We start from the raw sequence: 14,229 nt of genomic DNA on the forward strand, positions 1-14,229 counted from the left end.
CCGGGGTGGTCAGTTGCAGGGTTTCCAGGCCGCCGTCGACTTCGCGTGTGACGCTGACCTTGTCGCCGGCCACTTCGACCTTGCTGGCAAAGGTGGCCTGGGGCAGGTCGGCCAGGGCCGCCAGCATCTGGCCGGTCTGGTTGGCGTCGTCGTCGATGGCTTGCTTGCCCAGGATGATCAGGCCCGGTTGCTCTTTGTCCACCAGGGCCTTGAGCAGCTTGGCCACGGCCAGGGGTTGCAGCTCGGCATCGGTTTCCACCAGGATGCCGCGGTCGGCGCCAATGGCCATCGCCGTGCGCAGCGTTTCCTGGCATTGCGCCACGCCGCAGCTCACCGCGATCACTTCCGTGGCCACGCCTTTTTCTTTGAGCCGCACCGCCTCTTCCACGGCGATTTCGTCAAAGGGGTTCATGCTCATCTTCACGTTCGCGATGTCTACGCCCGTGCCGTCCGACTTCACCCGGACCTTCACGTTGTAGTCCACCACGCGCTTGACGGGGACCAAAACCTTCATTGCTGCGGCTCCTTCAATAGTTGATTGCTTGACGTTTACGTAAACCGGTCCATTCTATTGCGCACTGCAGCATTTCCGTCATGGAAACATGGTGCACAAGGCAAAAACGAACGATCGTGCTTTTTGACGATTATGCCAGTGCATTCATGGCAGGTCGAGGCCTACGCCGGTGGCAATGCCGCCGGCGCGACTCCGTCTTGCCCCGACGTCGAAGCCACGACATGCACCACGCGCTGCGGCTGTGCGATCTCGATACCCGCTGTGCGCAAGCCTTCCAGCACCGCGAGGTTGACGGCAGACCGCACGCTGGCAGTACCGGCAGCCGGATCATTGATCCAGTAATTGAGGTTGAACACCAGCCCGTCGGGCATGAAGTCGAGCAAGAAGGCTACGGGCGCCGGGTCGCCCAGCACGCGCGCTTGCGCACTCGCCGCAGCACACAGGATCTGCTGCACCTTTGCGGCATCGCTGCCGTAGGCGACGGTGATATTGGTCGTGAGGTTGAATTTGCGGTCGGACGCGGTCAGGTTTTCCACGCGCTGGGTGATCAGGCTTTCGTTGGGCACGATGGACTCGCGCCCGTTGCCCGCGCGGATCAACGTGTAGCGCGTCTTGATGTCCGTGATGCGGCCCTCGAAACCATCCACGCGCACGTTGTCCCCAATGCGCAGCGAGCGTTCCAGCAGAATCACGAAGCCGCTGACGTAATTGGCCGCCAGCTTCTGCAGGCCAAAGCCCAGGCCCACGCCCAGCGCACCGCCCAGAACCGACAGCGCGGTGAGGTCCACCCCCACAGCGGCCAGCGCCAGCAGCAACCCCACGAACAGCAGCAGCGCCCGCGTGGCATTCACCGCCACCTTGCGCATGGACAGGTCGGCCACCGCATGGTCGAGCACGCGCCGCTCGAAAGTCGACGCCGCCCACAGCGCAGCCACCAGCACCAGGACCGCGGACAGACCGCCTTGCAGCAGCGCCAGCAGGCTGACGCTGGACTTGCCGAACGCGATGCGGATGTCGTCCAGTTCCTGCAGCACGCGCGGCAGCAGCCCGGCGATCCACAAGGCGGCCACGCCCCAGGCCAGCCAGGAGAGCACGCGCTCCATCAGGCGCATCAGGCCTGAACGCGGAAACGCCATGGCCAGCACGCGTGCCACGAAGCGGATCAGCACCAGCGATGTGAACACCGGCACCCCCAGGCGCAGCAGGAAAACCGCTTGGTAATGCTCCATCACCACGCGCGCCGCATACACCAGTGCCAGCACCACCGCAGGAAACATCAACCCGTCCACGATGCGGCGGCCGAACCAGACCGACTCCGGCGGCTGTCCTCGACCGGCCCGCCGGCTCAGCCCATAAGCGAGTGCCACGCTACCGGTCAGCACCGCCAGTTCCAGCCACAGGCTGGACAGCCGGAAGTCGGCCGCCAGCCGTTCCCACCATTCCATCAGCGCGGCGCTCCTCGGCTCAGGCCTTATCAGCAGCCGGCTTCCAGGCCGGCTGACGCTTCTCTGCAAAGGCGCGCGCACCTTCTTGCGCGGCGTCGTCCATCATGTTGGTGGCCATGGTCTGGCCCGCCAGTTGGTACGCCGCGTCCAGGCCCAGTTCGCGTTGCTGGTACACCAGCGCCTTGCCCATGGCCACGGCCACACGGGGTTTCTGCAGAATGGACTGCACCAGCGACTCCACCTCGGCGTCCAGCGACTCGGGCGCCACCACGCGGTTGACCAGCCCCTGGTCCAACGCGGTGCGCGCGTCAATGAAGTCCCCGGTGAGCAGCATCTCCATGGCCCGCTTGGCCGGCACGTTGCGCACCAATGGCACGCTGGGCGTGGCGCAGAACAGGCCATAGTGGATGCCGCTGGTCGCAAAGGTCGCGTTTTCGCTGGCAACGGCCAGGTCGCACTGGGCCACCAACTGACAGCCCGCCGCCGTGGCCATGCCGTGCACACGCGCAATCACCGGTACGGGCAGCTTGTGGATGCTCAGCATCATGCGGCTGCACTGGGCGAACAGGCGCTGGTACCACGCCAAGTCCGGGTTGGCCGCCATATCCTTGAGGTTGTGGCCCGCACAGAAGGCCTTGCCAGCCGCGGCGAGCACCACCACGCGCACGCTGTCGTCGCGCGCAACATCGTCCAGTGCCTGCTGCAGTGCTGCCAGCATCTCGTGGCCGAGGGCGTTGAAGCGCGGCGCGTCATCCAGCGTGAGGGTGACCACGCCGCGATCGTCGCGCTGCACACGCAGTGGGCCGCCACCGGCCGCCGTGGAGGGGGAGGAAGTCATGGCGAAGTCTCCTGAGTACGAATACCGCGCGGCGCGCGCGGGGAAGAATCAAAGGTCTGCCAACACGCGCACATGGGCTTCCACGCTGCGCGCCAGCGGCCCCATCATGTAGCCGCCCTCAAGGCACGACACGATGCGGCCGCGGGCGAAGCGCCGGGCCACATCCTTGACGCGCATGGTGATCCAGGCGTAGTCCTGTTCGTTGAGGCCGAGCTGGCCCATGTCGTCCTCGCGGTGCGCATCAAAGCCCGCACTCACGAAGATCATCTCGGGCTTGAACGATTCCAGCCGCGGCATCCAGACCATGTCCACGATATCGCGCACCTCCATGCCCTTGGTGTAGGCGGGAACGGGCACGTTGAGCATGTTGGACGCCGGCTCCTGGTCCCCGCAGTACGGGTAGAACGGATGCTGGAAGATGCTCACCATGAGCGCGCGCGGGTCGCCGGCCAGGATGTCCTCCGTGCCGTTGCCGTGGTGCACATCGAAGTCCACCACCGCCACGCGCTTGAGGTTGTAGCGCTGCAGCGCGTACTTGGCGGCGATGGCCACGTTGTTGAAGAAGCAAAAGCCCATGGCCTTGGTGCGCGTGGCGTGGTGGCCGGGCGGGCGCACGCTGCAAAAGGCGTTCTCGATCTCTCCGGCCATCACCGCGTCGGTGGCGGCCAGTGCGGCGCCCGCGGCGCGCAGTGCGGCCGTCCAGGTGTGGCGGTTCATCGAGGTGTCCGTGTCCACCTGCACATAGGGCGGGCCGCCCGCGGCCTCTTCCTCGATCAGACGGTCGGACAGGCCGCGCAGCGCAGCCATGTGCATGCGGTCGTGGGCCAGCTCGATGTCGGCCAGGGAGGCCAGCGGTACCTCACAATGCTGCAAGGCATCGGCCACGCCGGTCACCAGCAGCCGATCCTCGATGGCGTCCAGCCGCGCCGGGCATTCGGGGTGTCCTGGGCCCATCTCGTGCTTCCAGCAGTCACGGTGGGTGTAATAGCCCGTCTTGCTCACAGTCATTCCCCGGTGTCTCAATCGTTTTCGGATAACGTCACGCCATGCATGCACAGCAGAAGATCAAGTCGCTTTTGGATCAGCTTAACACGGTGATCGTGGGCAAAACCGCGCAGGTACAGGACTGCGTGGCCTGCCTGCTGGCCGGCGGGCACCTGCTCATCGAGGACGTACCAGGCGTTGGCAAGACCACGCTGGCCCATGCGCTGGCACGCACCTTCGGCCTGCAGTTCGCGCGTGTGCAGTTCACGGCCGACCTGATGCCCAGCGACCTCACCGGCGTGTCGGTGTACGAGCGTGGCAAGGAGGCCTTCGTGTTCCACCCCGGGCCGGTGTTCGCCCAGGTGCTGCTGGCCGACGAGATCAACCGCGCCAGCCCCAAGACGCAAAGCGCGCTGCTGGAGGCCATGGAGGAAAAGCAGGTGTCGGTGGAAGGCGAGACGCGCGCCCTGCCCCACCCGTTCTTCGTGATCGCCACGCAGAACCCGCACGACCAGCTGGGCACCTTCGCATTGCCCGAGAGCCAGCTCGACCGCTTCCTCATGCGCATCTCGCTGGGCTATCCCGACCGTGGCGCCGAGCGCCTGCTGCTGGCCGGCAGCGACCGCCGCGACATGCTGGACGGCCTGCTGCCGCTGCTGTCGCTGGACGATCTGGCCGCACTGCAGCACCAGGTGCTGGCCGTGCACACGGCCGAGCCACTGCTCAACTATGTGCAGGATCTCATCGCCGCCACGCGCTCGGGCCGCTGGTTCCTGCAAGGCCTGTCGCCGCGCGCGGGCATCGCGCTGATGCGGGCGGCCAAGGCCCAGGCGCTCATCGAGGGGCGCGACTACGTGGCGCCGGACGATGTGCAGGCCATCCTGCCGCAGACCATTGCCCACCGCCTGGTGCCGGTGGGCGACTCCGGCCGCGGCGCCGTGGAGCAGGTGCGCGCCATGGTCGAGTCCGTTCCCCTGCCCTGACGCCATGCCCGCAGCATTCGAGCAGGCCGCACCGCCCGGTGCCGCGGCCCCGCGGCAGATGCCCTGGCGTGCCGTGGCCGCGCGCTGGCAGCGCTGGTGGCTGGCACGCCTGCGGCGCACCGACACGCTCACGCTCACGCAGGGCAACATCTACATCCTGCCTACAGGCGCGGGATGGATGCTGGCCCTCACGCTGCTGGTGCTGCTGGTGGCGTCCATCAACTTCCAACTCAACCTGGGCTACCTGCTCACCTTTCTGCTCGCCGGCAGCGTGGTGGTGGGCGTGCACCTGTGCCACGCCACACTGCGCGGACTCACGCTGCACCTGGTGCCGCCGCAGCCGCAGTTCCTCGGTGCTGGCGCGCTGCTGCAGGTACAGCTGCACAACCCGCGGCGCGCCACGCGCCACGGCATCGCGTTGGCGGTGCGCGGCGGCCAGGCCGCGGAATGGGCCTGGACCGACGTGCCCGCCGAAGGCTCCGCCACCGTGCGGGTGGCGTTCCAGCCCGCGCGGCGCGGGCTGCAGGACGTGCCCGTGCTGATGGCGGAAACCCGCTACCCGCTGGGCACGTTCCGCGTGTGGACGCTGTGGCAGCCCGCCGCGCAGCTGCTGGTCTACCCGCGCCCGGAGGTGGGCGCCCCTGCGCTGCCCGCCGGCGAGCCGCGCTCGGGCAGCGGCGGCCAGGCACCGGCGCGCGGCATCGGGGAATTCGATGGCGTGCGCGCGTACCGCCGGGGTGACCCGCTCAAGCTGGTGGTCTGGAAGAAAGCCGCCAAGTCGCTTGCCACCGGCACCGACGACCTGGTGAGCCGCGACACCCAGCAGGCGCAGCACCACGAACTCTGGCTGGACGGCGCCGCCACCGGCCTGCAGGACCCGGAGGCCCGCGTCTCGCGCCTCACGGCCTGGGTGCTGCAGGCCGACCGGCTGGGCGTGGAATACGGCCTGCGCCTGCCCGGCCAGCAGATTGCACCGGACAGCGGCGCCGCACACCGCCACCGCTGCCTGGAGGCACTGGCGCTGTGCTGATTCTGTGTTTGACATGAAAAAAGCACCTAGCCCACTACCAACAAGCGCGAACAGCTATTCATTCAATAGCAGACCCTATCGACGCGCGGGAGCCTCGACGTGAATCTGGCCCAGCGGCTTTCGCGCCTGCCGCGCGAAGCGCGCGACACCCTGTTCCTGCTGGCGGTGGTGGCCTGTTGCGTGGCGCCGCTGGCCGCGTACCTGCCGCTGTGGACCAGCGCGCTGGCCGCAGCGCTGCTGGCCTGGCGCGGCTGGCTGGCCGTGGGCGCGCGTGCCCTGCCGGGGCGCTGGATGATTGGCGCACTGCTTGCGGCGGCCGTGGCACTCACGCTGCTGTCGCACCGCACCATCGTCGGGCGCGACGCGGGCGTGACGCTGATCGTGGTGCTGCTGGCGCTCAAGACGCTGGAGCTGCGCGCGCGGCGCGATGCCATGGTGGTGTTCTTCCTCGGCTTCTTCACGCTGCTGGCCAACTTCTTCTTCTCGCAGTCGCTGCCCACGGCCGCCGCCCTGCTGGTGGCGCTGCTCGGGCTGCTCACCGCGCTGGTCAACGCCCACATGCCGGTGGGGCGGCCGCCGCTGGCGGCCTCCATGCGCACCGCCGCGCGCATGGCGCTGCTGGGCGCGCCCATCATGGTGGCGCTGTTCCTGCTGTTTCCGCGCATGGCACCGCTGTGGGGCGTGCCGGACGATGCGCGCTCGGGGCGCAGCGGCCTGTCGGGGGAGATGTCCATCGGCAGCATGGCGTCGCTGGTGCTGGACGACAGCGTGGCGCTGCGCGTGCGCTTTGACACGCCGGGCGGAGCCCCACCGCCGCAAAGCAGCCTGTACTTTCGCGGCCCGGTGCTCACGGCCTTCAACGGGCGTGACTGGTATGCGCTGTCGCAGCCCGAGGCGCGCGGCATCACCTGGGCCTACCCCACGCCGGCCAACCTGCAAATGCAGGGTGAGTCCGTGCGCTACGAGGTCACGCTGGAGCCCAGCCGCCGCCCCTGGCTGCTGACGCTGGACGCCGTGCAGGAGCGGCCCGAACTCCCACAGGGCACTGGCGCGATGATGTCGCCCGAACTGCTGTGGTCCGCCAGCCGGCCCATCTCCAGCGTGCTGCGCTACCGCGCCGAAAGCCACCTGCGCTTCACCCACGGCCCCACGCGGCGCACCTCCCTGCTGAACGGCTACGTGGAACTGCCCGCGGAGATGAACCCCCGCACCCTGGCCCTGGCCGAACAGATGCAGGCCGACCCCGCGATCGCGGCGCGCGTGGCCGCCAGCGGGGCACAGGCCTACATCGACGCCGCGCTGGCACGGCTGCGCACGGGCGGCTACACCTACACGCTGGAGCCCGGCGTGTACGGCGAGCACACCGCCGACGAGTTCTGGTTCGACCGCAAGGAAGGCTTTTGCGAGCACATCGCCTCGGCCTTCGTGGTGCTGATGCGCGCGCTGGACGTTCCGTCGCGCATCGTCACGGGCTACCAGGGGGGCGAGCTCAACGGTATCGACGGCTACTGGACCGTGCGCCAAAGCGACGCCCACGCCTGGGCCGAGGTCTGGCTGGAGGGCCGCGGCTGGGTGCGCGTGGACCCCACGGGGGCCGTGTCGCCGGGGCGCATCGGCCAGTTCCAGCGATTGCAGGCGCCACGCGGCGTGTTGGGCACCGCGATGGATGCAGTCGTCAACCCTTCGCTGGTACGCAGTCTGCGGTCGGTGTGGGAGGCCGTGAACAACGGCTGGAACCAATGGGTGCTGAACTACACCCAGGGGCGCCAGCTCGATTTGCTCAAGTCGCTGGGCATGCAGTCGCCCAGTTGGCAGGACCTGGTGCGCCTGCTGGGCCTGCTGGCCGCGCTGGCCGCCGCCGCGGGCGCAGGCTGGGCCCTGTGGGAGCGCAGCCGCCAGGACCCCTGGCAGCGCCTGCTGCTGCAGGCCCGCCAGCGACTGGCACACGCCGGCCTGCCGCTGCCACCCCACCTGCCGCCACGCACCATGGCCGCGCGTGCGCGCGCCGAACTGGGCGCCCCCGCCGAAGCCGCCGCGCAGTGGCTGCTGCGCGTGGAGCAGGCCCGCTACGCCCCCGAACCCCGCGCCCTGCTGGCCGACCTGCAGCGCGAATTGCGCCGCCTGCCCTGGCCCACCGCGCAGAATCCACGCCCCTCTGCCCCATGATTCGCACCCTTGCAAAAGCTACTTTTTTCATAGCTGTCAGCGCTTTACCCATAAGCGCTTTAGCCCAAAATCATTCTAAAAAGACAGCCACCAAGACGGCGGCCATCTACCACTATGCGCAACGTGCGCAGGCCATGCAGTTCGCAGACGATCTGGCAGAGCGGCGCGGGCTGGACCGCGAATGGGTGCGCCAGGCGATCGGGCAAGCGCGGCTGCTGCCCCAGGTGCCGCGCCTGGTGCTGCCGCCCGCGCGGGGTACGCCCAAGAACTGGGCGGCCTACCGTGCGCGCTTCGTGGAGCCCACGCGCATCCGCGCGGGCCTGCGCTTCTGGCAGGACAACGCCGAAGCGCTGGCACGCGCTGAAACGCAATACGGCGTGCCCGCCGAGATCATCGTGGGCATCATCGGCGTGGAGACACTCTACGGCCAGCACATGGGCAACCTGCGGGTGATCGACGCGCTGGCCACGCTGGCCTTCGACTTTCCCGACGCACACCCGCGCGCGGCCGAGCGGCGCGCGTTCTTCCAGCGCGAGCTGGAGCAGTTTCTGACCCTCATGGACCGCACGGGCATCGACCCGCACACCCCGCGCGGCAGCTACGCGGGCGCCATGGGTCTGGGGCAGTTCATGCCGTCGAGCTGGTCGCGCTACGCGGTGGATTTCGACGGCGACGGCCGCATCGACCTGTGGCGCAGCGCGCAGGACGCCATCGGCTCCGTGGCCAACTACTTCGTGGGCCACGGCTGGCAGAGCGGCATGCCCACGCACTACGCAGTGGCGTTCGACGCGGCCACGCTGCAGTTGGACGCGCTGCTGGCGCCGGACATCCTGCCCACTTTCAGCGTCGCCAGCATGGCGGCCCAAGGGGCGCACGTGCAGAGCGAAGGCGCGCAGCACACGGGTCCATTAGCGCTGGTGGAACTGCAGAATGGCGCTGAGGCGCCCAGCTACGTGGCCGGCACCGAGAACTTCTATGCGATCACGCGCTACAACTGGTCGAGCTACTACGCCATGGCGGTGATTGAGCTGGGCCGTGAAATCGCAACGGCGCGTGCCACGCCACGGTAGCGGCGCACCCGTCTCATGCGGGCGTCCCTCGGGCATGCGCCTGGCAAGTCTGCACGAAGGCTGCCAGCGTGGGCGATTGCCTATGCCCCGCGCGCTGGAGCAGCGAAAAATGGCGCCACATGCGCGGCAGCAGGGTAGACAGCAGCACCAGTTCGCCGGCATCAAGCAGCGGCTGCACCAACACGCGCGACAGGCAGCTGATGCCCAGCCCTTGGGCCACGCAGCGCGCGATCGCCTCAGAACTGCCTAGCGTAGCGGCTGAGGGCAGCTGGTGCAGACGCGGCAGCAAAGCGTGCTCCACCATCTCGCGCGTACCTGACCCCTGCTCGCGCAGCAGCCAGCGCGCACTGCGTAATGCGGCCGCGCCCAGCGGCCGGGCTTGAGCTGCCTTCACCAACGGGTCGTGTGGTGCGGAGACGATGACCAGCTCGTCACGCTGCCAAGGCTGGACCTGCAGCCCCGGCCAGTGGCTGGCGCCCTCGATCAGCCCCAGGTCGGCCTCCAGCGCCTGCACGGCGTGTGCCACCTCGCGCGTGTTGCCGATCTGCAGGTCCACGCTCACCTGTGGGTGGCTGCGCGCAAAGGCGGCCAGTACGCGGGGCAGCGCATAGCTGCCGATGGTGGTGCTGGCCGCCACGCGCAGGCGTACCGGCAGGACCGCACTCTGCGCGCCAAAGGCCTGCTCGATGGTGTGCGCCTGCGCCAACAGCTCCAGCGCCTGCGGCAGCAGTGCACGTCCCGCATCGTTGAGCACCAGGCTGCGGCCCGCGCGCTCAAACAGCGGCGCGCCCAGGCAATGCTCCAGCTGCTGCAGCGCCGCGCTGGTGGCCGACTGCGACAGCGCCACCACGTGTGCCGCAGCCACCGTGGAGCCGCTTTGCGCCACGGCGCTGAATATCTCGAGCTGGCGCAAGGTGATATGCAGCATAAGACGAACCAGTTTTCCAGGTAGATTTTACAAAAAGTATTTGTTATACAAATATAACTAATATTTCTAAAGTGGGCGCCTGCCGTAAGGACCTTTTACCAGCGGCCGCTGTCATGCCCCTTGCTCCGCTTACCCTCGCCTCCTTCACTACCGAGCCAGTCCGCTGGCTGCCAGGGCTGCTGCTGAGCGGCGCCATCGCGGCGGGCGCGCTGCACCTGGCCGGTCAACCGTTTTTTGTAGGGCATGGCCTGAGTACCCTGACGCTCGCGATCGTGTTCGGGCTGCTGCTAGGCAACACCCTATACCCACGCCTGGCACAGACCTGTGCGCCCGGCGTGGGCTTGGCCAAACAGCAGCTGCTGCGCACAGGCATCGTGTTGTACGGCCTGCGTCTGACCTTCCAGGACATCGCCCACATGGGCTGGGGTGGCGTTGCCGTCGACGCCCTGGCGCTGGCCAGCACCTTTGGGCTGGCCTGCTGGCTGGGCCAGCGGGTGCTGGGGCTGGACCGGCGCACCACGCTGCTCATCGGTGCAGGCAGCTCCATTTGCGGTGCGGCGGCGGTGCTGGCCACAGCCCCCGTGGCCAGGGGACGCCCCCAGGATGTTGCCGTGGCTGTGGCCACCGTTGTGGTGTTCGGCACGGTGGGCATGTTCCTGTATCCCGCGCTCTACCGGTGGAACGCCGCCGGGGGCTGGATCGGCATGGATGCGCAGCAGTACGGCCTGTATGTGGGCGCCACAGTACATGAGGTGGCTCAGGTGGTGGCCGCCGGCACAGCCATCAGCTCCCATGCCGCCAGCACCGCCGTTATCGCGAAGATGGTGCGCGTGATGATGCTGGCGCCCTTCCTGCTCATCCTGTCATTCCTCCTGTTGCGTGCTCAACAGGCTTCGGACGCGAGCCGGGGGGAGACAGGCAGCCCGGGCGCCATCACCATCCCGTGGTTTGCGCTGGGCTTCGTAGCCATGGCAGGCGTGAACTCGCTGGACATGCTGCCTCCGGCATTGGTACAGGCCGGTGTGCGACTCGACGACCTGCTGCTGGCCGTGGCCATGGCGGCCCTGGGGCTCACCACGCATGTGCATGCCGTGCGCGCCGCGGGCCTCAAGCCACTGCTGCTGGCCGCTGCACTGTTTGCCTGGCTGCTGGTTGCGGGGTTGCTGCTGAGCCGTTATCTACCCGCGTGGCTGTGATCAAAGCCGCTGCATCTGGCAGGTGCTGGGCATTTGCGCCTTGTCCGCCGCGATCTGCCGTACCACGCGAAAGCCGTAGCCTGAACCCTCCACATCGAACTTCACACCCGGCGCGCCCTGGCGGTCCATGACGCCTATGACCAGCGATTGTTGGAACTGATGGTCTTGCGCGCGCATGGCGCCTGCCTGGCCGTACAGGCGCACACTGGCATGCTCCAGCGCGCGCGCCACGGCCAACGGATCGTCACTGCCCGCCTGCTGCAGGGCCTGCGCAAGCGCTTCGACCATGAGCTGCATGCGCATGTGCACATAGTCGTCCTGCGGGCTGGGAAAGCGCTCGCGGAAGGCACGGTAGAAGGTCTCGCTGCCCTGCGTGGGCAGATTGGGCAGCCAGTCGGCCACGGCCACCACCTTGCCCACGCCGGCATCGCCCAGGGCCGCAGGCGCGCCGAGCGCATTGCCGTAGAAGGTATAGAACATGCCGTCATAGCCCACCTCCCGCGCAGCCTTGACCAGCAGCGTGAGGTCATTACCCCAATTGCCCGAGATGACGGCTTGCGCGCCGCTGGCCTTGATCTTCACGGCGTAGGGCGCGAAGTCCTTCACGCGGCCCACGGCGTGCAGCTCGTCGCCGACGATGGCGACATCGGGCCGCTGCGCGGCCAGCTGGCGCCGGGCTTCGCGCAGCACGGCCTGGCCGAAGCTGTAGTCCTGCCCGATGAGGTAGGCGCGCTGCAGGGCCTTGTCCTCTCGGACCACCTCCATGAGCGCTGCCATGCGCATGTCGGCATGCGCGTCGAAGCGAAAGTGCCAGAAGCTGCACTTCTCGTTCGTGAGGGCGGGGTCCACGGCCGAGTAGTTCAGGAACACCACACGCTTGCCGGGCTCGCGCTGGTTGTGCTTGTTGATCGCGTCGATGAGCGCAGCGGCCGTGGCCGATGAGTTGCCCTGCATGACGAAACGCGCGCCGCCGTCAATGGCGGCGCGCAGCGCGGACAGCGCCTCTTCGTTGGTGCCCTTGCTGTCGTAGCGCACCAGCATCAGCGGCCGCGCCCCGCCCGCCGCAGGGGGCAGTGCCACGCCGCCGCGCGCGTTCACACGTTCCATGGCCCAGGCGATGTTGCGGAACACCGCCTCGCCGGTATTGGCAAAGCTGCCGGACAGGCTCTCGATCAGCGCCACGCGGATCGGTGCGCCCTGGGGCGGCGCCGCTGCACCGGCCAGCGGCGTCGCAACGCCCAGCAGGGAGGACAAAGCCAACGCACAGACGCGCAGAACATGGCGGCGGGGCAGGATCATCATGGCAACGGGCACAAGCAGGAAAAGATGGCAGCGCAGCGGCGCGCTGGCTCACGAAGAATGGAATTCACTGGGCCATGAGCTGCTGGATGCCCTGCGGCGCCGCGCCGTCAGGTGCACCGTCGGATGCGCCGGCCGGCTGCGATTCTGGCGCTGGCTGAGGGGCTTGCGCGGACGCCTGCGTGCGCGGCTGCTCCCCGGCGGGAACCATGGGCGCAGGGGTGCTGGACTCTGCAGCCGGGCTGGCGGTGGCGGCTGCAGCAGCGGCGGGCGGCTGCGCCGCAACGGTCGCGGCGACCGCAGCGTGCGGCACGGCTTCGCGCTCGTGCAGGGCTGGCTTGGCCGCCACCGTCGGCGCTGCCGGCACCACGGGCGCCGCGCGCACGAACTGCTCGAAGAGCTGGAAGAACCGCTCGTAGAACTGCGGATCGGCGATGGTCTCGCTGCCCACCTTCACCAGCGTGTCGTCGATCGCCGTGACGGGCAGCGACACCGAGCCGATGCCACCGACGCCAAGCGACGCCGAGTTGTTGATCTTCTTGATCACGTAGCGGTCCTGCAGCGCGCTGGCAAAGGCCGACGTACGCACGTCGCCCTGCCCTTCGGATGCGCAGACCACGCGCATCTCCACGACGTAGTGCACGTCGGTGTGGGGCTGGTAGTACTTGCGGCCCGCCACCGTGTCGCTGGAGGCCACGTGCACCATGTAGCCCTGGCTCAGCAGCGCCCGCCGGGCCGCCTCGCAGGTGCTGGCCTGCGGCGCCGCCATGTGGCGCGTGTGCATGCCGGCGGTATCGAAGTCGTTGGGCGAGAACTGCAGGTTGCGGTCCAGGCCGGGCATGGTGTCGGGAATGTGGGCACAGCCAGCCAGCAGGGCGCAGGCCACCAGGCCCAGCCGGCAGCCCGGGGAAGCGAAGGGGGAAAGGCGTGGGAATCGAGACACGGGCATCAGCTAGAAAAATCCGCAGCAGGGCCGCATTGTGAAGCCTGAGCGATGCCCCTCCCGCGCGCGCTCGTTGTAACCCATTGCAAGGCGACGTTCCATCCGCGCGGTGGGGCACTCTTGAAAAACACCGCACGCAAACACATGTGCGGTCCATGCGGCCGACCCGTGCCGCGTCTGACCCAGGAGCCACCGACATGATTTTCGCCCCCGTGATCCGCCACGCCACCTATGTCGCACCGCGCGTGGGAGACGCCGCCGTGCAACGCTTCCTGCGCCACACGCTCACTGCCGCCGCCGCGCCGCACGATGCACGCGCCACAGGCGTGAACGTGCAGCAGGACGACAAGGCCATCACCGTGCAGCTGGACGTGCCAGGCCTGTCGCGCGAGCAACTCGCGGTCACGATCGAAGGCAACCAAGTGCGCGTCGCCAGCGCCGAAGGTGCGCCCCGGCGCGTGCAGCGTGCATGGGAGTTGGCGCAGGACATCGACCCGCAGGCCAGCACGGCGCGACTGGAACATGGCGTGCTCACCCTGGTGCTGGCCAAGAAGCCGCCGCAGAGCAGCGCCGTTCGACTGGCCATCGACTGACAAGACGCAGAGCGTCGCCTGATTCCAGGGCGGCCGGGTGGCCGCCCTTTTGCTATGTTTTATATAGCTACTACCGCTTGCCGGATGGGCGCTACCGCCCATTTTTAACCTGATCCTCTTCCAGGGCACACTACAGCGAGACTCCGACTAAACCGTCCGCGTTCGATGCATGTGGGGCCTTGTCCCGGCTTGTCCAGTCCGGCGCCTGTCCGCATCGAACGCCGCGGCCGGGTGCTGCCC

General features: G+C 68.3%; 13 protein-coding genes. 6 read left to right on the plus strand and 7 right to left on the minus strand.

The features are described from left to right. The 4 genes from OX89_RS09785 to OX89_RS09800 all read right to left on the minus strand — a co-directional run. Positions 1 to 514: electron transfer flavoprotein subunit beta/FixA family protein (locus OX89_RS09785; RefSeq protein ID WP_047350477.1), on the minus strand; the 514-nt coding region annotated here is incomplete at its 3' end. 161 nt (positions 515 to 675) lie between these two features. Then, positions 676 to 1,959: a mechanosensitive ion channel family protein gene (locus OX89_RS09790; RefSeq protein WP_047350478.1), complete on the minus strand. Its 1,284-nt coding sequence runs from the start codon at positions 1,957 to 1,959 to the stop codon at positions 676 to 678. 19 nt (positions 1,960 to 1,978) lie between these two features. After that, complete coding sequence (locus OX89_RS09795) at positions 1,979 to 2,797, minus strand: enoyl-CoA hydratase (RefSeq protein WP_047350479.1); 819 nt, start codon at positions 2,795 to 2,797, stop codon at positions 1,979 to 1,981. A gap of 48 nt (positions 2,798 to 2,845) precedes the next feature. Then, positions 2,846 to 3,805, minus strand: a complete 960-nt coding sequence (locus OX89_RS09800; RefSeq protein ID WP_011805969.1) for a histone deacetylase family protein — start codon at positions 3,803 to 3,805, stop codon at positions 2,846 to 2,848. A gap of 38 nt (positions 3,806 to 3,843) precedes the next feature. Here OX89_RS09800 and OX89_RS09805 point away from each other — a divergent pair, with 38 nt between their 5' ends. From OX89_RS09805 to mltB, 4 genes are all read left to right on the plus strand, one after another. After that, positions 3,844 to 4,764 (plus strand): MoxR family ATPase, encoded by a 921-nt coding sequence (locus OX89_RS09805; RefSeq protein ID WP_047350480.1) that lies wholly within the window; start codon positions 3,844 to 3,846, stop codon positions 4,762 to 4,764. 4 nt (positions 4,765 to 4,768) lie between these two features. Further along, positions 4,769 to 5,794: a DUF58 domain-containing protein gene (locus OX89_RS09810; RefSeq protein ID WP_047350481.1), complete on the plus strand. Its 1,026-nt coding sequence runs from the start codon at positions 4,769 to 4,771 to the stop codon at positions 5,792 to 5,794. 99 nt (positions 5,795 to 5,893) lie between these two features. After that, entirely contained in the window at positions 5,894 to 7,960 is a 2,067-nt protein-coding gene (locus OX89_RS09815) for a DUF3488 and transglutaminase-like domain-containing protein (protein WP_047350482.1), read from the plus strand. Next, positions 7,957 to 9,030 (plus strand): lytic murein transglycosylase B, encoded by a 1,074-nt coding sequence (mltB, locus tag OX89_RS09820; RefSeq protein ID WP_047350483.1) that lies wholly within the window; start codon positions 7,957 to 7,959, stop codon positions 9,028 to 9,030. Before OX89_RS09815 ends, mltB begins: the two co-directional genes overlap by 4 nt. Positions 9,031 to 9,043: 13 nt before the next feature. Here the strand turns inward: mltB and OX89_RS09825 are convergent, their stop codons facing one another. Continuing rightward, complete coding sequence (locus OX89_RS09825; RefSeq protein ID WP_011805974.1) at positions 9,044 to 9,958, minus strand: LysR family transcriptional regulator; 915 nt, start codon at positions 9,956 to 9,958, stop codon at positions 9,044 to 9,046. A gap of 113 nt (positions 9,959 to 10,071) precedes the next feature. On the opposite strand from OX89_RS09825, the gene OX89_RS09830 reads away from it, so the two are divergent. Then, positions 10,072 to 11,154, plus strand: coding sequence for a YeiH family protein (locus OX89_RS09830; protein WP_011805975.1), 1,083 nt, complete (start codon positions 10,072 to 10,074; stop codon positions 11,152 to 11,154). Here OX89_RS09830 and OX89_RS09835 read toward each other — a convergent pair whose 3' ends face one another. Together OX89_RS09835 and OX89_RS09840 are read right to left on the minus strand one after the other, a co-directional pair. Further along, positions 11,155 to 12,456 (minus strand): branched-chain amino acid ABC transporter substrate-binding protein, encoded by a 1,302-nt coding sequence (locus tag OX89_RS09835; RefSeq protein WP_369799275.1) that lies wholly within the window; start codon positions 12,454 to 12,456, stop codon positions 11,155 to 11,157. 64 nt (positions 12,457 to 12,520) lie between these two features. Beyond that, positions 12,521 to 13,402 (minus strand): DUF2242 domain-containing protein, encoded by an 882-nt coding sequence (locus OX89_RS09840; RefSeq protein ID WP_047350484.1) that lies wholly within the window; start codon positions 13,400 to 13,402, stop codon positions 12,521 to 12,523. 191 nt (positions 13,403 to 13,593) lie between these two features. Between OX89_RS09840 and OX89_RS09845 the strand changes: the two genes are divergently transcribed. After that, on the plus strand, positions 13,594 to 13,989 hold the full coding sequence (locus tag OX89_RS09845; protein ID WP_047350485.1) for an Hsp20/alpha crystallin family protein: 396 nt from the start codon (positions 13,594 to 13,596) through the stop codon (positions 13,987 to 13,989). Positions 13,990 to 14,229: the final 240 nt, after the last annotated feature.

It is taken from the genome of Diaphorobacter sp. J5-51 (assembly GCF_001023515.1).
GTDB lineage: Bacteria > Pseudomonadota > Gammaproteobacteria > Burkholderiales > Burkholderiaceae_C > Diaphorobacter > Diaphorobacter nitroreducens.